The sequence below is a fragment of the Oryzicola mucosus genome (assembly GCF_014534685.1).
Taxonomy (GTDB): Bacteria; Pseudomonadota; Alphaproteobacteria; order Rhizobiales; family Rhizobiaceae; genus Oryzicola; species Oryzicola mucosus.
Map to the genome: position 1 here is coordinate 740,503 of NZ_JACVVX010000002.1, position 20,790 is coordinate 761,292.

General features: G+C 64.2%; 15 protein-coding genes. 6 read left to right on the top strand and 9 right to left on the bottom strand.

Translation table 11 applies throughout. From position 1 onward, the window contains the following. Positions 1–85 precede the first annotated feature (85 nt). Positions 86–8,572, bottom strand: coding sequence for an apolipoprotein A-IV repeat region-like domain-containing protein (locus tag ICI42_RS10020; RefSeq protein ID WP_188164391.1), 8,487 nt, complete (start codon positions 8,570–8,572; stop codon positions 86–88). Between the two features lie 262 nt (positions 8,573–8,834). Here ICI42_RS10020 and ICI42_RS10025 point away from each other — a divergent pair, with 262 nt between their 5' ends. The 3 genes from ICI42_RS10025 to ICI42_RS10035 all read left to right on the top strand — a co-directional run bounded on the left by ICI42_RS10025 (position 8,835) and on the right by ICI42_RS10035 (position 10,308). Further along, positions 8,835–9,194, top strand: a complete 360-nt coding sequence (locus ICI42_RS10025; protein WP_188164392.1) for an Hpt domain-containing protein — start codon at positions 8,835–8,837, stop codon at positions 9,192–9,194. A 102-nt stretch (positions 9,195–9,296) separates the two neighbouring features. Further along, positions 9,297–9,617, top strand: coding sequence for a 2Fe-2S iron-sulfur cluster-binding protein (locus ICI42_RS10030; RefSeq protein WP_188164393.1), 321 nt, complete (start codon positions 9,297–9,299; stop codon positions 9,615–9,617). Positions 9,618–9,645: 28 nt separating this feature from the next. Then, a complete protein-coding gene (locus ICI42_RS10035; protein WP_188164394.1) occupies positions 9,646–10,308 on the top strand; it encodes an NAD(P)/FAD-dependent oxidoreductase in 663 nt (220 codons plus the stop codon). 3 nt (positions 10,309–10,311) lie between these two features. Here the strand turns inward: ICI42_RS10035 and ICI42_RS10040 are convergent, their stop codons facing one another. Next, the gene (locus ICI42_RS10040; protein ID WP_188164395.1) at positions 10,312–10,926 is read right to left on the bottom strand and encodes a DUF922 domain-containing Zn-dependent protease; all 615 of its coding nucleotides are present in this window, start codon (positions 10,924–10,926) and stop codon (positions 10,312–10,314) included. A gap of 129 nt (positions 10,927–11,055) precedes the next feature. Here ICI42_RS10040 and folP point away from each other — a divergent pair, with 129 nt between their 5' ends. Genes folP through folK form a run of 3 tightly spaced genes read left to right on the top strand, consistent with a single transcriptional unit; the run spans position 11,056 to position 12,772 of the window. Next, positions 11,056–11,898, top strand: coding sequence for a dihydropteroate synthase (folP, locus tag ICI42_RS10045; RefSeq protein WP_188164396.1), 843 nt, complete (start codon positions 11,056–11,058; stop codon positions 11,896–11,898). A gap of 3 nt (positions 11,899–11,901) precedes the next feature. Further along, complete coding sequence (folB, locus tag ICI42_RS10050) at positions 11,902–12,261, top strand: dihydroneopterin aldolase (protein WP_188164397.1); 360 nt, start codon at positions 11,902–11,904, stop codon at positions 12,259–12,261. After that, on the top strand, positions 12,245–12,772 hold the full coding sequence (folK, locus tag ICI42_RS10055) for a 2-amino-4-hydroxy-6-hydroxymethyldihydropteridine diphosphokinase (RefSeq protein ID WP_188164398.1): 528 nt from the start codon (positions 12,245–12,247) through the stop codon (positions 12,770–12,772). The genes folB and folK overlap by 17 nt, the downstream gene beginning before the upstream one ends. On the opposite strand, the gene ICI42_RS10060 is transcribed toward folK, so the two are convergent. The 7 genes from ICI42_RS10060 to ICI42_RS10090 form a co-directional block, all read right to left on the bottom strand. Next, positions 12,764–13,315: a DUF924 family protein gene (locus ICI42_RS10060; RefSeq protein ID WP_188164494.1), complete on the bottom strand. Its 552-nt coding sequence runs from the start codon at positions 13,313–13,315 to the stop codon at positions 12,764–12,766. The two genes, folK and ICI42_RS10060, sit on opposite strands and share 9 nt — an antisense overlap. 8 nt (positions 13,316–13,323) lie before the next feature. Beyond that, positions 13,324–15,180 (bottom strand): monovalent cation:proton antiporter-2 (CPA2) family protein, encoded by a 1,857-nt coding sequence (locus tag ICI42_RS10065; RefSeq protein ID WP_188164399.1) that lies wholly within the window; start codon positions 15,178–15,180, stop codon positions 13,324–13,326. A 222-nt stretch (positions 15,181–15,402) separates the two neighbouring features. Next, complete coding sequence (locus ICI42_RS10070; protein WP_188164400.1) at positions 15,403–16,599, bottom strand: succinylglutamate desuccinylase/aspartoacylase family protein; 1,197 nt, start codon at positions 16,597–16,599, stop codon at positions 15,403–15,405. Between the two features lie 198 nt (positions 16,600–16,797). Beyond that, positions 16,798–17,352: a hypothetical protein gene (locus ICI42_RS10075; RefSeq protein WP_188164401.1), complete on the bottom strand. Its 555-nt coding sequence runs from the start codon at positions 17,350–17,352 to the stop codon at positions 16,798–16,800. Between the two features lie 104 nt (positions 17,353–17,456). After that, complete coding sequence (locus ICI42_RS10080; protein ID WP_188164402.1) at positions 17,457–18,548, bottom strand: YcjF family protein; 1,092 nt, start codon at positions 18,546–18,548, stop codon at positions 17,457–17,459. After that, the gene (locus ICI42_RS10085) at positions 18,545–20,014 is read right to left on the bottom strand and encodes a YcjX family GTP-binding protein (RefSeq protein ID WP_188164403.1); all 1,470 of its coding nucleotides are present in this window, start codon (positions 20,012–20,014) and stop codon (positions 18,545–18,547) included. Before ICI42_RS10085 ends, ICI42_RS10080 begins: the two co-directional genes overlap by 4 nt. Positions 20,015–20,074: 60 nt before the next feature. Continuing rightward, entirely contained in the window at positions 20,075–20,578 is a 504-nt protein-coding gene (locus tag ICI42_RS10090; protein WP_188164404.1) for a SixA phosphatase family protein, read from the bottom strand. Positions 20,579–20,790: the final 212 nt, after the last annotated feature.

Consider the following 20,790-nt stretch of genomic DNA (forward strand, 5'->3'; position numbering starts at 1 on the left):
CAAGCCACCCCGAAAAGCCTGGGTTCCAGATCCAAAAGAAAAGGCGGGGACCAGCCCCGCCTCGTTCCATTCATTGTGCCTCAGATCAATTGAGACGGCCGGCGGCGTGGGCCAGCATCGTGTAGACCTTGCCGGTATCGGATGACAGGTAGGTCTGCGCCATCATGTTGTCCCGGTCGTTGCGCGCGACGTCCTTGAGCAGCTTCTCGAAGTCGTCGCAATAGCGGTTGACGGCGGCACGGAACTCCCCGTCCTCCTGATACTTGCGGCGGATCTCGTCGAAGGTCTGCTGACCCTTCAGCGTGTAGAGCCGGCGGGTGAAGACGTCGCGCTCGCCCTTGCGGTAGCGGTTCCACAGCTCGATCGAGGCTTCGTGGTCGATGGCCCGCGCGATGTCGACGGACAGCGAGTTGAGCGACTCCACCACATGAAGCGGCGAGCGGGCCGGTTGTGCCTGGCGGCTTTCGCCGGACGGTGCTGCCTGCTTGGGAGCCTCCTCGCGGGATGCGCCGCTCAGCAGGTTGCTGACCCAGCCGCCCGGTTGCGGGCGGGCGCCGGCATCGCGGACAGGCTGTGCGTCTGCGGGCTGCTGAGGTGCTGCCACCGGACGCTCGATGGCCACCGTATCGGCCGTGGCTGCGACGGGCTTTTCCTGCTGCGGAGCAGGAGGAGCGGGCCGGCGCGGCTGGACCGCGGCCGCCTGCGGGGCAGGGGCCGGACGGGACTGGCGCGGTTCGGAAATGTCGACGGTGCGGCCGGACTTGGCAACGATGTCGGACAGTTCCTTGAGCGCGTTGATCTGCTCGGTGACGGCGCGCTTGATCGCCGAGGTGGATTCCTTGGCTTCCATCGGCATGTCGAGCACGCCCTTCTTAAGCTCTGCGCGGGTGCTTTCCAGCTCGGTCTTGATCGAACCGGCCGTGGCGCGGAGGTCCTCGGTCGCGTCGGCGAAGCGCTTGGTGGCGGCTTCGACCACTTCGCTGATCGCCGTGCTGATCTTTTCTGCTGACTGCAACGTGCGTCCTTCGGCATTGTCCATCGTCTTGGCGACGAGGGTTTCGAAGGACTGCATGACACGTTCCAGTTCCTCGGACTTCTTGACCAGGCCAACGGCGAGGTCGTCGAGCGAGGACTGGCGCTCCAGCGTGTGCTCGAGATTGCTCTGAGCGGCGCTGAGCAGTTCCGAGGCGGAGGTCAGCAGACGGCTGTGCTCGTCGAACTTGGTTGCGATCGAGGCGACCTCGCGCAGCGTGTGCGAGGACAGCTCGGTCAGGCGCGTGGTGTTGTTGTCCACCAGACGAGCAGCACTTGAGAAGGTCTGCGACGCCTTGTCGGTCGAGGCGGAGAAGGCCGCGGTGCTTCCCGCAAGCTTCTCGTCCACCACAGACAAATTGGCCGCGGCTTGGTCGATGAGGGTTTCGAGCTGCTGGCTCGAACCGGTCATCCGGCCGAGCAGATCGGTGACGCTCTCGGCAAGCGTGTTGCGCACGCCTTCCACCGCCGACAGCGCTTCCGCCGTACGGCTGGCAAGGGCGTTGACGAGGGCGGTGTTCTCGACGCGCAGCTTTTCGGTTGCGCGTTCAGTGGCGTCCTCCATGCTCTTCTGCAGTTCGGTGCCGCCTTCGGCAAAGCGCTCAACCAGCGGACGCGCGGTTTCGTCGAGGATCTTTGAGATCTCGGCGGACCGCTCGGCCAACATGGCATTGAGCTCGCGTGTGTTGGCGCCGATGGTACGGGCGGCTTCGTTCGTGCTCTGACCGATATGCTGGCCGACTGCCGAGAAGGTCTCGGCAATGGTGTTGGCACGGCCCGCCAGCTGTTCCTCGACCCGGGCGACCTGCTCGTCGAGCTTGCGGCCCATGGCGTCAGCGCCCTGTGCGAGGCGGTTTTCGGCAGAGTTGAGCTGCTCGTCCAGCTTGCCGACGACCGCATCAGCGCCTGCGGCCAGACGCTCATCCACACCGGCCAGCTTCTCCTCAATGGCGCGGGCGCGGGCATCGAGTTCGGCTGAGGTGCGATGCGAACGGGCGACGATGCGCTGCTCTGTTTCGGTGAAGGCGTTGGCGATCTGGTCGGCATGTTCGCCGATGCCGGCAGCGCTTTCGCCGATGCGGGCGGCAAGTGCGCTTCCCGCTTCGTCGAAGGCCTGGCTGACTTCGACCGCACGGCCCTTGAGCGTCGCAGCACTTTCTTCGGTGCGAGCCGCGAGGATGCGTCCGGCCTCGTTGAAGGCCTCGCCGACTTCGGCTGCGCGGCCTGTGAGTGCCGCTGTGCTTTCCTCGGTGCGGACCGCGAGCGTGCGCCCCGCCTCTTCGAAGGCCTCGCTGACTTCGGCTGCACGGCCCTTGAGCGTCGCAGCACTTTCTTCGGTGCGGGCAGCAAGGATGCGGCCGGCATCGTCGAAGGCCTGGCCGACTTCGCCGGCGCGGCCGATAAGCTCCTGTCCCGTCTGCTCGGCGCGGGCAGCGAGAAGACGGTCGGCATCCTCGAACACCTGGCCGATCTCGGTGGCGCGGCCAGCAAGGGTTTCCGCCGTCTCGCGAACGCGCTCGGCGAGTTTGCCTTCCACATTCTCATAGGTGCGCATGATCTGGTCGGCATGGGCGCCCAACGCCTCGGCGCCGCTGGAAATGCGGATGGCAAGCTTGTCGTCGGCAAGGTCGAAGACCCGGCCGATTTCGGAGGCGCGGCCGGCGAGCGTGTCGGCGGTGGTCGCAACCCGGGACGCCAACCGCTCGTCGGCTTCCTCGAAGCTGCGGGCGATGCTTTCGGCGCGGGCACCGAGAGCCTGGTCTCCAGCCAGAATGCGGCTCGCCAGCGTCTCATCGGCATTGTCGAAGAGACGGCCGATTTCCGATGCGCGGCCAGCCAGCGAATCCGCGGTGGCGGACACGCGGCTCGAAAGCCTCTCATCGGCCTGCTCGAAGCTGCGGACGATATCGTCCGCGCGGGCGCCGAGAGCCTGTTCACCGGCCATGATGCGGTTGGCAAGCGTCTCGTCGGCATTGTCGAAGATGCGGCCCAGCTCGGAAGCACGGGCGGCGAGCGCATCGGCCGACTCCGCGATGCGGAGCGCGAGGCGTTCGTCGGCATTGTCGAAGTTGTTGACGATGTCGCCGGCGCGCGCTGCCAAGTCCTTCGCCGTCTCGATGGCACGGGCGACAAGGCGCTGGTCGGCCTGGTCGAACGCACCCGCGATCTGGTCGGCCTTGGAGGCCAGGCGTTCGGCGGTCTCGTCGGCCTTGGCCAACAGCGCGTCGGAGGTTTCCGATGTGCGCGCGGCAAGGCGGCTTTCGGCTTCGTCGAAGGCCCGGGTGATTTCCTCGGCGCGGAGCATGAGTTCTGCCGAGGTCTGCGCCGCACGATCGGCAACGATCCGGTCGGCATCGGTGAAGACCTTGCCGGCTTCTTCGTTGAGCGCCGCGGTGACTTCCATCACCTTGTCGCGCAGCGAGCCGGCGATGACCACGGCGCTGCGCTCGAGAACGCCCCGGACATTGTCGACGCCCAGAGACAGGGCGCGTTCCATGGTGCCGGTGCGTTCCTCGATGACGTCGGTGTGGCGGCGGAAGGCTTCTTCGATCTTCTCGATATCGCCGGCAATCGCATCGGACAGGTCGACGCGCTTGGCGGCGATCTGGTCGATATGGCCGGCAATCGCCAGATCGATCTCGCGGCGGGCATCGCCCAGCTTGCCGAGATCGTCTTCGACGGCGCGGGCCAGCACGGTGCGGCCTTCGGCCAGGCGCTCGACCTGGCCTGCGACCAGGCTGTCGATGCCGGTGCGGGTTTCGGCCAGCTTGGCCAGATCCGCTTCCAGAGCGCGCCTGAGTATGTCGCGGCCCTCGGCGAGCTTTGCCACCTGGCCGGCGACGAGACCGTCGATGCTGGCGCGGCTTTCGGAAAGCTTCGCAAGGTCGTCTTCGATGACGCGCGACAGCTTGGCGCGCTCGGCGGCGAGGTCTTCCGCCTTCTGCGCCACCATCTCCTGAATGCGCGCCAGATCGGCCTCAAGCGCCTCGGAGAGAACGCCACGGCCATCGGCCACCTTTTCCGCCTGCAGGGCGACAAGGCGGTCGATCTCGGCGCGGGTGTCGGCGAGCTTGGCGATGTCCTGTTCCAGCGCACGAGAGAGGCCGGCACGCTCGTTGGCGATGTCCTCCGCGTTCTTCGCGACGAAGGACTGGATGCGCGCCAGATCGGCTTCGAGCGCTTCGGACAGGATACCGCTGCCATCGGCGATCCGCTCTGCCTGCAGGGCCACGAGACGGTCGATTTCGGCGCGGGTTTCCGCGAGCTTGGCCATATCGTCGTCCAGCGTGCGCGACAGGTTGGCGCGTTCGTTGGCAAGATGAAGGGCGTTGTCGGCAAGCAGCGCCTGAACCTTTTCCAGGTCGGCATCGAGCGCGCGGCTGAGGATTTCGCGGCCGTCGGTCAACCGGCCGACATGGTTGCTGAGGATGTCGTCGATCTCGCCACGGCTCTGCGAGAGCAATGCCAGATCGGCTTCCATGGCGTGGGTGAGGGCGTCGCGGCCGGCCGCCAGCTTCGCAGCCTGGTCGGAGACCATGCCGTCGATGCGGGCCAGATCGGCCTCCAGCGCGCGCTTGAGGATGTCGCGGCCTTCGGCCAGTTTCTCGACCTGCGCGGCGACGAGGCCGTCAATGCCCGAGCGGCTGTCGGCGAGCTTGGCGAGGTCGTCTTCCAGGGCGCGGGAGAGGGCGCCGCGTTCCTGGACGAGCTGCCGTGCATGGTTCGACACGAGGTCGTTGAGGCCGTCGATGTCGTTCTGCAGGGCACGGGCCATTTCGGCGCGCTCCTCCGCAACCTTCTGCGTCTGGCCGTCAAGCGCGCTGCGCACGGCCTGAAGATCGGCTTCCAGCGCGCGCTTGAGGATGTCGCGGCCTTCGGCCAGCTTCTCGACCTGGGCTGCGACGAGGCCGTCGATGCCCGAGCGGCTTTCGGCCAGCTTGGCGAGGTCGTCCTCGAGCGCCCGGGACAAGGCGCCGCGTTCGTCGCTGAGCTGACGTGCGTAGCTTGCGACGAGACCGTTGAGGTTGTCGAGGTCGGCCTCCATCGTGCGGACGATTGCGGCGCGTTCTTCGGCAAGGCGTGCCGCCTGGCTGTCGACGGCGGCGCGGATGGTGCCGAGGTCGGATTCCAGAGCGTTCTTGAGAATGTCGCGGCCTTCGGCAAGCTTTTCCACCTGGGCGGCGACGAGGCTGTCGATGCCCGAGCGGCTTTCGGCGAGCTTGGCGAGATCGGCTTCCAGAGCGCGGCTGAGGACGTCACGGCCTTCAGCGAGCTTTTCGACCTGGCCGGCGACAATGCCGTCTATATCCGAGCGGCTATCGGCAAGCTTGGCAAGATCGGCCTGCAACGCGCGGCTGAGGACCTCGCGGCCTTCGGCAAGTTTCTCGACGTGGCTGACCACGAGGCTGTCGATGCCGGAACGGCTTTCTGCGAGTTTGGCGAGGTCGGCTTCGAGCGCGCGCTTGAGAATGTCGCGGCCGGTCGAGAGCTTTTCGACCTGTCCGGCAACCATCGTATCGATGGCGGCGCGGTTTTCGGCAAGCTTCTCCAGGTCCGCTTCCAACGCACGACGCAGCACGTCCCGGCCCTGTGCCAGCTTTTCGACCTGTCCGGCGACGAGGCCGTCGATGCCCGAGCGGCTTTCGGCCAGCTTGTCGAGATCGTCCTGCAAGGTGCGGGCAAGCGCGATGCGTTCTTCCGCGAGGCGCTGGGCGTTCTCCGAAACAATGGCCTGGACGCGGGCCATGTCGATTTCGAGCGACTGGGACAGAGCGCCGCGTTCGGCTGCGATGCGCTCGGCGCTTTCTGAAACCAGGGTCTGCACCTTGGCCACATCGGCATCGAGGATCTGAGCCAGGTTGTTGCGTTCGGCTGCAATGCGTTCCGAACTCTGCGAAACCAGCGCTTCAACCTTGGTGACATCGGCGTCGAGAATCTGAGCCAGGTTGCCGCGCTCGGCGGCGATACGCTCTGCGCTCTGCGAGACCAAGGCTTCGACCTTGGCGACATCGGCATCGAGGGTCTGCGCCAGGTTGCCGCGCTCGGCTGCTATGCGTTCGGCGCTCTGCGAGACCAAGGCTTCGACCTTGGCGACATCGGCGTCGAGGGTCTGAGCCAAGTTGCCGCGTTCGGCGGCGATCCGCTGGGCGTTTTCCGCGACCAGCGCCTGAACCTTGGCGAGATCGGATTCCAACGCATCTGCAAGCGCGCTGCGCTCGCTGGCAATGGCCTGCGTGTTTTCTGCGACGACGGTGCGGACCTTGCCGAGATCAGCGTCCAGGCTGCGCGAGAGCAGGGCGCGGTCTTCGGCAATCTTGGCGGAATGGCCGCTTATCAATTCGCCGATATTGGCGACGTCGTTCTTCAACGCATTGGCGAGAATGTCGCGGCCTTGAGCGATCTTCTCGACCTGGCTTGTCACCAGACCTTCGATCTCATCGCGGGCGCCGGTGAGCTTGCTCATGTCGGCCTCAAGCGCACGAGACAGCACGCTGCGGCCTTCGGAAAGGCGGGCGACATGGCCGGAAACCATGTCGTCCAGATCGGCGCGGGTCTGCGCAAGCCTGCCGGCGTCCTGCGACAGGGCATGGGCGAGGGTTTCGCGACCCTGTTCGAGCTGGCGCAGATGGCCGCCGAGCGTGAGGTCGATGGCCTGACGCGACTCGTCGATCTTGCGCATGTCGTCTTCGAGCGCCTGGGACAGGATGGTCCGGCCTTCTGCGAGCTTCTGCACATGCAGGCCGACCGCGGTTTCGATGGAGGCGCGGCCTTCCGCGAATTTGTCGAGATCGGCGTGCAGGGCAGCGGCCATGCGTTCGCGGGCTTCGGCGAACTTGCGCGCGTTTTCCTCGACGGCGGTGTCGAGGTTGTGACGGGCGTCGGACAGACGGGCGATGTCCTCGTCGAAAGCGCCGGAGACGATGTGGCGGGCTTCTTCCATGCGGCCGGCGAAGTCGTTGGCACGCGATTCCAGCATGGTCGAGGTCGAGGTGATGATGTCGGCCATATCGGCGTTGATCTGCGACCGGCCTTGCTCGATGAGCGAGGTGAGCTGATCTCGGCTTTCGATAAACGAGCCTGCGATGTCGCGAGCGCGCTCGACCAGTGTTTCGCTGATCTGGCGAGCGCGGGCTTCGAGGGCTGCGTTGAGTTTCTGCGTACCGGTGTCGAGCGCTTCTGCGCGGGTCTGGAACTCACCAATGAGCGCCTGTCCCCGCTCGGACAGGGTGCGCTCGATGTTGCGCATGCTGGTTTCGAGTTCGGCGTTGATGCCGGTGGTTGCACCGCCGAGCAGGGAAGCCATGCCGCTGGTGCGTTCGTCGAGCATTTCGCGCATCGTGCGGGTTGCCGCATCGGTGGTCTCGCTCAACGAGGCGATGCGCATGTCGAGAAGGCTGGCGAAGGCTTCGCCCGATGTGGAAAGGCGGTCGCTGAGTGCTTCGACCTTGCCTTCGATGGTCTCGAACAGTGTCATGCCGCTCGAATTGATGCGGTCGACCAGGGCTTCGCCTGAAGTGTCGATGGTCATCGACAGCTTGGTCGAGGCGTTCATGATGCTGTCGCGGATGATGTCGCTGGCCGAGCCGAGCTCGTCGCGCAGGGTCTCATGCGCGCCGGAAATCGAGGCGCGGACGCGTTCGGCATGGGTGATGACGGCTTCGCGCTCGCTGCCCAGGCCATCGACCAGCGAACGGATGCGGGACGCGTTTTCCGAGTAGGAGCGCTCGATCTGGTTGACCTCGGAATGCACCAGGGTTTCCAGCTCGACGGCGCGCGCCAGGGTGCGCTCGATGCCTTCGCCCATCGCGGCGACTTCGCGGCGGATCGCCTGGCCGACATTCATGACGCGGTCTTGGGCGAGGTTTTCCGGCTCTGCGAGGCGGTAGGCGACTTCGGTCATCGACTGGGCGGCGATGCGCATTTCCTGCGCGCGGCGGATCATGACCGCGAAGGCCCAGAACAGGACGATCGGGATGATGGTGGCGATGGCGATGCCCAGAAGGGCCGGCCGGGCAAGCACGTCCTGCAGGCTGGAAATGGTCCAGATGCTCGGGGTGACGAAGATGTTGGCCATGGCAACGCCGCCGGCGATCCAGGCGGCGGACAGGATTGCCACCATCCAGTAGATCGTCGTCGAGGCGCGACGGTTGAAGCTCGTGAAGGTGGAGCGATAGGATTTCTGGCTGTCGTCGTTGGCCGGCTTGAAACCGTTGGGCTGGAGCTCGCCCAAGGGTTCGCTGCGCGGCTCGACAGGACGGCGGTCGGGCTGAATCTCGGGCTTGGAAGCCTGCGGCTGCTGCTCAGTGCGGAGTTCGGCCTGCGGCGCGGGGGGCGTCGGCACGGGCGATGCGGATGCGCCGTTGCGACCCTCATGCGCCAGTTCTTCGGCTGCTTGCGCGATCTGGGCCTCGAGGTCTTCCATCGTCGCTGCGATATCGAAATCGTCGTCGCGTGATCCGGTCAGATCCAGGTCGAGCGCTTCTTCCAGTTCCTTGGCGACATCGATGTCGATGTTCTTTGTTGTGGTTTTCTTCGCCATGCCTTCTACCCTGTACAATTTGTGCGGGTCAGGATCTTAGCCGTCCTGTTTCGAACCGCACTGAGGCTCAGTTTGAACTCGTCGTATCGTAGTGACACACCCGGGTAAATAAAACATGCATTCGGCGACATACGTAAAACTTTAAATATAAGGTTAACGTTGCCGTGAGTTTGGCAGCCGGTTACACGGGGTCGAGGTGCGGCAAAACAACGCCATTCAGAGTGGCATCCACGATACGGTCGCATCAGGATAAGGACGTTTCATGATTGTGCGCGATAGCGAAATCGGGCTCTCCACAGGCCAGTTCAATCCGGGTGGATCGCCGATCGATCTCGAACATCTCGCGCGCCAGACGATGGACGACGTCGAAATCCAGCGCGAAGTCCTGAAAATGTTTTCCGACCAGGTACGCTCGGTTGTGGAAAAGATGGCTCCCGCCGCGCCCAAGGAGCGCTTCGCTTTGGCCCATTCGCTGAAAGGGTCGGCCCGCAGCGTCGGGGCCTTCGCCCTTGCCGATTGCGCGGAGGAGATCGAAAGTCGCCCCGAGGATGAAACCCCGCTGCCGCACCTGTCGTTGCTTGCCGACGAGGTGTGCGATTTTATCGCCTCGCTGAAGATCTGAGGCGCGCCTTTAACCTCGACCTGTTCCGGTACGGTTCCGACGGGGATGTTGACTTGTCCCGGCGAGCGATTATGTGCCGGACAGCGAATTTCGGGAATGACAATGACCAAGCTGACCTACATCGCTTTTGACGGAACACGTTTTGACGTGGAAGCCGAGAACGGCTCCACCGTCATGGAAAACGCGATCCGCAACTCCGTTCCCGGCATCGAGGCGGAATGCGGCGGCGCCTGCGCCTGCGCAACCTGCCATGTCTATGTCGACGATGCCTGGACCGATGCGGTCGGCGAGCCGGAAGCGATGGAAGAAGACATGCTCGACTTCGCCTTCGACGTGCGCCCGACCTCGCGGCTCTCCTGCCAGATTCGCGTGCGCGCCGAATTGGACGGGCTGGTCGTCAGCATTCCCGAGAGGCAGGGGTGAGCCGCGCTGCGGCGTCTTTTCTCCGACCATGAGCGACACGACGGATGTCGCAGTCGTCGGCGCGGGCCCGGCGGCACTTTATGCGGCGTTTCAACTGGGTCTTTTCGGCATCGGCTGCAGGCTGATCGAGGCATCCGACCGGCCGGGCGGGCAATGCACCGAGCTGTATGGCGACAAGCCCGTCTATGACATGCCGGCATGGCCTGCCCTAACCGCGCAGGAAGTGGTCGACAGGCTTTTGCAGCAGATAGCGCCGTTCAAGCCCCACTTCGAGTTTGGCTGTGCAGTTTCCTCGATCATCCGCGAGGATAGCGGCTTATTCCGTCTTTCGAGCAAAGACGGACACGCTTTTACTGCGAAGGCGGTTGTCGTGGCCGGCGGCACGGGCGCGTTCGTTGCCGATGAGGGCCGGCGCCTCATCTCCTGTGACTGGCGCGACTGGGGATTTCCCGGACACCACGGAGCGATCGAGGTCGATACGGAGCGGTTCGAAACCTCGACGCCCGGCGTGTTCGCCATAGGCGATGCCTGCACCTATCCCGGCAAGCTGCCGCTGCTGGTCTCGGCTTTTCATGAGGCGGCACTGATGGTGCAGGCGATCCGTGCGCAACTGACCGCGCCGCGCCGCGCTGTCGTGGAATACAGTTCGACGTCGAGCAGCCTGCAACGACGCCTGGGCGTCAAGGATTAGGGATCAGCCCGGAATCTTGCCGGCGTCGATGCGTTCCATGCGATAGCGCAGCAGCCGGATGATACGGTTCTCGAAATTGATGCCCTCGATCCGGTCGAACTGGATCTGCGCGCGGTCATGCTTGGCGAGGATTTTTTCCGACAAGGCTTTGGCCGCCGCCTGGGCCGCGGGACAGCTTTTGAAACGGTAGAGGCCTTTCAGCGCCGATTCCAGTTCATGCGCATGGTTCTTGGCGATCACCACATGGCTTTCTTCGTGGCGCTTGATGTCGGCGGACAGCGTGTCCCAGATCAACCTGGTGTCGCCGTCGGCGCGGGCGCGCTGGCCCCATCGGGGCAGGATGAGCTTTGCCTTGACCGTCACGCGCGGATCGACGATGCGGCAGCCCTTCGCCTCCTCGGCGTATCCGATGCGGCTGGTGAACTCCATCTGGGTGGCGCCGGGATGACGCCGGCCGGTGCTTTTGACCTGGGGGCCGCGGGACGAAAGCTGGTCCTCGATCTCGCTCAGCGTTTTACCTGAGATGGTGAAGTAGCTGTAGCTCTTCATCACGCTTGCGGCGCCGGCCGGCATGCCGATGTAAATGACCATCGCCGCGGCAAGAAGGGATCGCTTCATCGTCTGGCCTCTCTTCCTGCCTTGCATTCGTCGATCGGGCGACGCAAGGGATGACGTTCGGGGATCATGGAAGCGAGTCCGTTGAGTTTCCGTGACGCCGTTTTGAAATTCGATAGTGGGCGATCCAGCATGGGCACACAATGGCAATTGGCGCATGGCCGCCATCTCGATCTGGGTGATCGCGCCATTGTGATGGGGATTCTCAACGTCACGCCGGACAGTTTTTCCGATGGCGGCCGGTTTGTAGAACCATCTGCCGCCGTCGACCAGGCGCGTCGAATGGTGGCCGAGGGCGCTGGGATCATCGATGTCGGCGGTGAATCCACACGCCCCGGCGCGGAACCCGTCTCGGCCACGGAGGAGCAGGACCGTGTGCTGCCGGTGATCGAAGCCTTGGCGAAGGATGCCGCCGCGCTGATCTCCATCGACACCTATCGCGAGGCCACGGCACGGCTGGCGGTTAAGGCAGGCGCTCATATCGTCAACGATGTCTGGGGCGTGCAGCGCGAAACCGGGGTTGCCGGTGTGGCGGCCGAAACGGGGGCAGGGCTCGTCATCATGCATACAGGCCGGGAGCGGCAGAAACTGCCGGACGTGATCGCAGACCAGCTTCTGTTCCTGAACCGCTCGCTCGAGATCGCCCGAGGCGCGGGCGTGAAGGATGCGCAGATCGTGCTCGATCCCGGCTTCGGTTTTGCCAAGGACGCCGACGAAAATCTCGACCTGATGGCGCGGTTCGACGAATTGCGCCGCTTTGGCTATCCGTTGATGGCGGCAACCTCGCGAAAACGCTTCATCGGCCACGTCAACGGGCGCGACGCCGCCGACCGCGATGTCGGGACCGCGGCAACCAGCGTGATCCTTCGGATGAAGGGCGCACAGCTCTTTCGCGTCCACAATGTCGCAATCAATGTCGATGCCCTTTCCTTCGCGGATGCTATGCTTGCGCGACACACCACACGGGGGGAGTGACCCATGTATACGATCCGGCTGAAAAACTGCGCCTTCTTCGCCCGCCACGGGCTGCTCGAAGAAGAAAAAGCGCTGGGTCAGCGATTCTATGTCGATGCCGAACTGAAGGTACAGCCCAACGGGCCGCTGGAGGCGGATTCGATGGAGGATACTGTCGACTATGGCGGCGCCTTCGAGGTGATCGAAGCGATCATCACCGGACAAAGGCGCTTCCTCATCGAGGCGCTGGCACTGGAAGTCGCCAAGGCGCTGTGCGCGAAATTCCCGCTGATCGTCTCAGCCGAGGTGACGGTGCGCAAGCCCAACGCGCCCGTTCGCGGCGTGCTCGACCACGTCGAGGTGACCGTTGCCTGGCCGGAGTGAAATCAGCGCCTTTCTGGGGCTGGGTGGCAATCTGGGCGACCCCCGCGCTGCGATGGCCGCTGCGCTGACGCTGCTCGATGCGGGGCCGGACACACGCGTCGTGTCGGTGTCCTCCCTCTACCGCACGCCGCCCTGGGGCAAGACCGATCAGCCGGATTTCCTCAACGCCGCCGCCGAAATCGCGACGACGCTCCAGCCGCGCGCGCTGTTGCAGCGTTGCTTGGATATCGAGAAGGACCTCAAGCGCGAGCGCAAGGAGCGCTGGGGACCGCGCGTCATCGACATGGATATTCTCGTCTATGACGGGCTGACGATCCGCGAGGAGGGGCTGGAGGTGCCGCATCCGCGCATGCTGGAGCGCGCCTTCGTGCTGATGCCGCTGGCCGAGATCGCACCCAGCCTGACAATGGCGTGGGCAACCTTCGTCGACCATCTGGCGCGGCTCGACACGGCCGGGATCGAAAGGCTCGACGCGCCGGCCGACTGGTGGCGCGTCAAAGGCTCAGCCTGAAAAGCCGCCTTCCTTCATGAACTGCTCTTCCTCCGGCGTCGACTGACGGCACAGGATGGTGTTGCGATGCGGGAAACGACCGAAGCGTGCGACAATATCGCGGTGGCCGATGGCGTGTTTTTCGTAGTCTTCGCCGAGCGCAATGGAGCGCTGCATCGGAATGTCATGGTCGGCCAGCACCTCGGAATGCGAAAACGGCAGGTAGAAGAACACGCGGATCGGCCCTTCGGTGGCAAGATCGTGACCGCGTTCGACCGCCTGACGCGCATAGTGGCGGGCAAGCGGATCGGTGGCATACATATGGCCGGTATTGCGGAAACAGTTGCGCGGGAACTGGTCGAGCAGAATCATCAGCGCAAGCGCGCCGTCGGGCGTTTCCAGCCAATGATCGAACTCGCGCCGGGCCGCGGCCCAATGCAGGTCGTTGAACTCGGACCGGAACGCGTCGTCGAAGCGATGGTCCTTGAGGAACCACTTGTCCTGGCCGGCATCCTTCCAGAAGGCGACGATGCGGGCGGCTTCAGCAGGTGTTTCGGACATGATCTCCTCCTTCAATTGGCGGGCTGCGGCTTTTGACGAGCGATGACGTCGGCCGCTTCCTCGTTGAGCGCCTGGGCCGCCCTGCGCGGCGCGGTCAGCGGTGTCGGCACGGGGGCAGCGCCGGTGTTGCCCTGTAGATAGGCGCGGCCGTCCTGAATTGTACCCGAAAACTGCATTTCGAGGCGCGCGGCGTCGCGTTCCCGGACATCCTGGATCACCTCGGCGACCGTGTCGGGATCTTCGCCGAGCTTTTCCAGCGTCGCCCCGCCGAACAGAAGGGCGGATTCGAAGGTCTCGCGAATCTGGTAGTCAACGCCGGCATGGATAAGGTCGATGGCCGTGCCGCGGTCATAGGCCCGCGCCAGGACCGGCGTCAGCGGAAACTCATCCTTGAGGTTTTCGGCGATGCGTACCGCCGTTTCCGCCTTGTCGACGCAGATCAGCACCGCGCGCGCCCGGCCGGCGCCGGCGGCATGCAGGATATCGGGGCGGGTGCCGTCGCCATAATAGACCTTGAAGCCGAAATTCGCGGCCGCCTCGATCATCTCGACGTCGTTGTCGATGATCGATACGTCGATGCCGCGCAGCAGAAGAGGCTGGCTGGCGATCTGGCCGAAGCGGCCGAAGCCGATGATGAGGATGGAGCCGTTGAGTTCCTCGGCGACGTCGACGCCGTCCAGCGACTGTTCGACCGGCGGCATGAGGCGGCGCAGCACGATGATGGCGAGCGGGGTAAGCACCATGGAGATGATGATGATCGCCGTCAGCATGGCGTTGGTGGCGCCGTTGATGATGCCGACCGCCGCCGCCGAGGAATAGAGCACGAAGGCGAATTCGCCGCCCTGTGCCATGACCACGGCACGGGTGACGCCCTCGCGCCTGCTGGTGCCGAGCATGCGGGCAACGAGATAGATGCCGACCCCTTTGACCAGCATGTAGGCCACGACGAAGATGAGAATCGTATGCCAGTTCGAGACGACGATGGCGAGGTCGAGCGACATGCCAACCGCCATGAAGAACAGTCCGAGAAGGATGCCGCGAAACGGTTCGACATCGGCTTCGAGCTGATGGCGAAAGGTCGATTCAGACAGGAGCACGCCGGCCAGAAAGGCCCCCATAGCCATGGAGAGGCCGCTTACCTGCATGGCGAGTGCCGAGCCCAGCACCACGAGCAGGGCCGCCGCGGTCATCACCTCACGCGCCCGCGAATCCGCGAGGACGCGGAACAGCGGATTGAGCAGATAGCGGCCGGCGAGGATGAGGCCGACGATGGCGGCGATGCCGATGCCGATGCTGGTCAGACGATCGGCCCAGCTGTGCGCTTCGGCATCCGCGCCGGGCGCGAGAAAGGCGACGAGCGCCAGCAAAGGCACGATGGCGAGATCTTCGAGCAGCAGGATCGACACCATGCGCTGGCCCTTCGGCGAGCCGGTGTCGCCGCGCTCCTCCAGCAATTGCATGACGATGGCTGTGGAGGTGAGTACGAAGCCCGCACCGGCGACGAAGGCCTGCGGCACGCTCAGCCCCATCAGGATGCCAACGCCGGTGAGCAACAGGGCGCAGGTGCCGACCTGGGCGGCGCCGAGACCGAAAATCTCCTTGCGCAGGCCCCACAACCGGGAAGGCTGCATCTCCAGGCCGATGATGAACAGGAACATGACGACGCCGAGTTCGGCGACATGCAGGATGGCTTCGGGTTCGGAGAAAAATGCGAGGCCGAACGGGCCGATGACGACGCCGGCGGCGAGATAGCCCAGGATCGAGCCGAGGCCGGCCCGCTTGAAGATCGGCACGGCGATGACGCCTGCCGCAAGCAATGCCACGACTTGTACCAGATCGCTGCCCGCGCCCGCCGCTTCCGCTGCCATGCCGTGTCCCTCGTTTGCGACGCGCCATGCGTCGGTTCAGGAACACATGGCAGAGGATGCGTGGCGGGACAATCCGAAAGCGGCGTGACAGCGAAGATGATGGGGATTGACGACGCGGCCAGTCACGCAGTTTGAGCCGCATCGGACGGCGTTTTCACCAAAAAACGGCCAGCCTTGCCGCATATGCTCGCTTGTAGAAGGCCTGTCGCTCAAGCAGACCGCCTATTCTGGATAGGTCTCAACGCCTTCCTGTATCGGTTTGTTGAAAAGTATGAAAGCCAGAGCGTTACCGGGCTCGGACATCGCGTCGCTGCGCAGGCCCGCTATCTCTCCAGCCACCCCGCTTGTGTATTCCGCGACCACTTCCCCGAAACTGTTGCGCTGGATGGCGACTTTCTGGCCGACATCGACTTTGTCATTGAGCCTGACGAGATGCTCGACGAGCCCGCCCATGGTCGCCAAGATCGGAAACGAGCTGTTGCCGACAAAGACCATCACATCTTTGCCTGTGCGGCCCATCGGTCCCGCAACAATGCCATGATGCTTGAGAACGTTCAGGGTGCCTTCCACAAACAGCGAGATCATCTCATGGTCCAGCGAGCGTGCAGCGCCGATCTCCGGCGTGAAGGAGGGGATGCCCGCGTCCATGAACGCGTTGTGCAGGACGCCCGGATAGACGTGGTTATCGAAGACCTGACTGACGGGATACAGATCGACCATCGCCTTGACTTCTGGAACATCCATGCCCGCGAGATTGAAGGCGGTAACCTCAAAGCCGGTCGTGCCGGTGTGGAAGTCGATCGCGAAGTCGGCATTCGGTCGGAGAAGCCGGTTGAACAGGAGCCCCGCGTGTCGGCTGGGAGCAGTGAAGCCGTTCTCGTCTCCAGGCCATTCCCGGTTCATGTCTATGAGATCGACGCCTCGCCCAGTGTTGGGCCACCTTCGCTGCATGCTTTCCACGGCGGGAGAGGACACGTCCGTGACCGCCATCACCGTGCCCGACATCTCTGCCGGATCGAGTTGGTTCATCACGGTGAGGACCGTGTGTATCGAACTCATTTCGTCGCCATGGACACCGCTAACAAAAACGGCGCGCTTGCCGGGCTTCGCCCCTCTGACGACCGTGACGGAGACATACCAATGCTGCCCGGTAGGCATCTCGACGCCCTGGAAATACAAAAGGTGCTTCTGTCCCGGCGACAGGTCGTTGACGTCGAGCTGGCTGACGACTTGCTTCCCGCCAATCACATCGCCGGTATACGACGTCCCGCCCGTTGTCGCTTCGCTGGAGGATGCCGGGGTATTTTGAGCCTTTGCGAGGCCAGCGCTGCCGACGAGGACGGCAGACGCGCTGACCGCAGCTATCGAAGTCTTCATGAAGTTGCGGCGATCAAGGCCTTCAATAGCTTTTTCCGACATGACGGCTCCTTTGGCGGCGCGACACGCGGTACACTATAGTCTTTAACGGCTCGATTGAAGCCGTTCTGTCTCGCCAATGGCGCGGTGGTCCGCATGGACGCCGTGCGGCATCTACCGAGCGTTGAACGTGATGCAGGAAGCGTATGCTCCGGCATCCTCACCGGACGACTGATTTCCAGAAGGAAAAGCTGCGCCGGCTCAGTTCTTCGCAATCGCCCCAACCGCCGTATCGTCGACGCGTGTCAGGCTCATGCCGATGACGGGCACCAGCTTTTCCTCGACGCGGACCGACACCGTGACATGCATGGTATTCTTGTCCGCGACGCGGGCCTGCATGACGCCGTTGAGCTGCTTGCGGTTGAGCGCCATGACGACCTTGTCGCCGTTGACGACGCTGCCCGAGACGATGTCCATGCCCTTGCCCTCGGCGCCGTCGAGGAAGATGCCGGAATAGTTGCGGCCCTTCTGTTCGATGCTCGCCTTCATCGGCTGGGTGAACATGCCGACGCGGCAGCCGCCGTCGAGCGTCATGCCGGCCTTGCCGTCAGGCGTTGTGCCGTTGAGGTTGCAGGTGAATTTGGTGCCCTTGTATTTGCCGGCGACGATTTCGCCAGGGCCGGACCAGACCCCTTCGACGGACTTGAAGAAGACCGTGTCGCTGTCGGCTGCAAAGGTCTCGCTCGATGTGCCGACGACAGCCGAAGCCGACAGCACTGCTACCGGCAGGACGGCGGACAGGAACAAGCTTTTCATAGAAACACCCGGCACTGAAACTGGAAACAAGTTCAACGAACCATGACCAAGATTGGTTAATGCTTCGTCACTTTCCGACTTTCTCCGAGCGCTGGATGCGGATTTCAAAGTGCCTTCTGAGGCGGCGGGGATGCGGTGGATTCACCCTCGCGCCGGGTCGCGTAGGAAGCGAGCGCGGAGAGGAAATCGCCCATGCCCGGCTTGCGAACCGCGCTGAAGGGCAGCGGGCGGGCGGCTTCCATGGCGGCCACGCCGATGCGTGCCGTCATCATGCCGTTGACCACGCCTTCGCCGAGCTTGGCCGACAGGCGTGCTGCCAGCCCCTGGCCGACAAGCTGCTGGACGACGCTGTCGCCGGCGGCAATCGAGCCGGTGACGGCGAGATGGGCCAGAACGCTGCGGGCAAGCCGGAAGAAGCCCAGCGTGCCCGGCCGGCCGCCATAGAGCTCGGAGATGCGCCGGATGAGCTTTCCAGCCTCGAACAGCACGTAGACGAGGTCGACTAGGGCGCGCGGGCTGACCGCCGTGACGAGGGAGACGCGCTTGGAGGCGTCGAGAATCAGGATCTTGGCGCGCTCGTCCAGCGGTTGAAGAAGCTCGCGCTCGGCAATGGCCAGCAGGTCGGAACCGTCAATGATGTCGTCGCGCAACGCGTCGAGGTTCTTGCGGCCGGCAGCGGTTTCGGCGCGTGACGAAAGCAGCGTGGTCAGCGTGGCGACCATCGCCTTAGCCGCGACGGGATCGTTGCGTGCAATGGCGTCGGCCGCCTCGGCGCGCAGTTTCTCCACCGAGGCGAGGCGCAGCACGGCGAGGACTTCGCGGCTGAGGATGACAACGAGCGACAAAGCGGCGAGGCCAGCTGCGCCAACCGCCACCCAGCCCAGCCAGTCGGCGCGCTGGAACAGGTCGCGGATCAGCTGGTCGGTCCACAAGCCGACGGCCAGCGAAATCAGAATGCCGAATCCGGTGGCAAAGACCGCCCACAACTTTGACCGGCGCGGCGCATCCTGCACCGGCGGCGGTTCGGCGGTGACGATGTCGGGTTCGTCAAATACGTCGATCTCGGCCGGCGTGACGGTGGCAAGCTCGGCCTCGATGGCGCGGGGGCGTCGCGGCGCCTGCGTTGCCCGTTTTTCTGCGTCGGCTGGTCTGGACGGTTCCGGATCGAGCCGGAAAGCGGCGGGCTTTCTGGTCATGCGAGACGGTCTCCGATGAGGAACTGCAAAGCGCGGTCGAGGCGGATATGCGGCAGGGACAGCTTTACGCCTTCGGCGGTGCGCTCAAGCCGGGGAGGACGAAAGCGGACAAATCGGATGGCGGCTTCGTCGGGTGCTTCGGCAGAGGTTTGAAGGTCTTGAAAGATCGAATCCGGTTTTTCCGGCAAGTCGCCGGGAAATATAGCTGTTTCGGTGTTGCCGTCGAAGCTCTGGCCGTCGATGGTTTCGCCCGATAGCGGCGTGCCGATGATGACGGGCAGCACCTCGCGGCCCTGTTTGACCGTGCCTTCGCGGGTGGCGCGAACGGCGGCCATGGCCAGCACCTCGACCTTGGCCCCGGAGAAATCGGCGCGCTTGATGGCGCGGTCGGTGAGCTTGCGGACGATAGCCTGCAGCCTGTCATGGCTTTCGTGATGCAGGTGATCGGCCTTGGTCGCCGCGATCAGCAGCCGGTCGATGCGGCGCGAAAACAGATCGGTAAAGACGCTGCCGCGACCCTGGCGGAAGCAGGCCAGGATTTCGGTCAGCGCGCGCTCTAGATCGGCCACGGCTTCCGCGCCCGCATTCATCGCCTGCATGGCGTCGATCAGCACGATCTGGCGGTCGAGCCTGGTGATGTGCTCGCGGAAGAAGGGGCGCACGACATGGGTCTTGTAGGCCTCGTAGCGGCGCTCCATCATCGCCTGCAGCGAGCCGGGCTTGGCACGTTCCGAGAGGGTCGGCAGCGGCGCGAAGGTCAGGGCGGGCGAGCCTTCCATGTCGCCGGGCATGAGGAAGCGGCCGGGCGGCAAGGTGGACAGCGCGCGCTTGTCTTCCCTGCAGGCGCGAAGATAGGCCGAGAAGGTCTCGGCGAGCTTGCGTGCCGCCAGTTCCTCGGCCGGTGCATCGGGGTCGATGGTTCCGGATAGGGCCAGCCAGTCCTGCGCGAGATCGGCGCGAACCGGCAGTTGCGCGAGCTCGAATGCCTCGCGGGAAAAGGTGGCGTAGGATTTTGCCAAAAGCGGCAGGTCGAGTAGCCATTCGCCGGGATAGTCGACGATGTCGAGCGACAGCCTCCCGGAAGAAAACATGCGATTCCAACCAGATGCGGACTCGAATTCAACCGTCAGGCGCAGTTCCGAAATGGCGCGGGTGGACTCCGGCCAGATTCGATCCTCCACAAGCGCTGCGACATGATCCTCGTATTGGAAGCGCGGGACGGCATCGTCCGGCTGTTCCTCCAGCTTGGCCTGGGCGATGCGGCCGGACTTTTGGGCCTCGAACAGCGGCAGGCGGCCACCATGAATGAGGTTGTGCACCAGCGCGGTGATGAAGACGGTCTTGCCGGCGCGCGACAGCCCGGTAACGCCGATGCGCAAAGTGGGCGAGAACAGGCCGGTGGCGCGCCCCGAAAAAGTGTCGAGCGCGATGCGCGCCTCGTCGGTCAGGGTGGTCAGAGACGCCAAAGATCAGTCCTCATGCGGTTCCCGCTCGATATAGGTGTCCTGGCCGGTATTTGAAGTGGTTTACATATCTCCCGGCGCCAGGAAGGCGCGCAGGCTGCCTGCGCCGAGCGATGCCACGGCGAGGCTGACGGGAAAATCTATGACCGCCAGACCGCATGTGGGGAAACCGGCGCGCAGCGTCGCCAAAGCGTCTGCATCGCCCGAAGGAGCATGGGCTTCGGCCAGATCCTCCATCATCGGGTTGTGGCCGACCACCAAAAGGCTGCCTTTGCCGCCATTCTCGCGAATGACGGCGAGATAGCCGGCAGCGTCGTCGTGATAGAGGCGCTCGGTGAAGACGACGCGGCCGGTGTCGGTCTGGCCCGCGACGGCCTCCAGCGTCTGGCGTGCGCGCAAGGCGGTCGAGCAGATGGTCATGCTTGGAATGTAATCCTGCTCCTGCATGGCCCGGCCCAGCGCTTCGGCATCGCGAATGCCGGATTCCTCCAGCGGACGATCGAAGTCGCGCATTCCGGGTAAGGCCCAGCCCGCCTTGGCGTGCCTGAGGAGATAAAGTGTGTTCAAGCGTTACCCCCAATAAGCCTAGGCCTCGTACCGTCCGAAGCAGGATTTGGGTGTACCGGCAGCAGGTGGCGCACGCAATGGCTAGCGGCTTGCGACAGAGGCGAGAAAGGGCAGGTGTGCTGTCCTATCCACAGGTGACGACAATTGAACCGGGGGTAGCAGGATGGGACTTGTGCTACCCGAGGCCGCCGAATATATAGGCGCGAAAACGG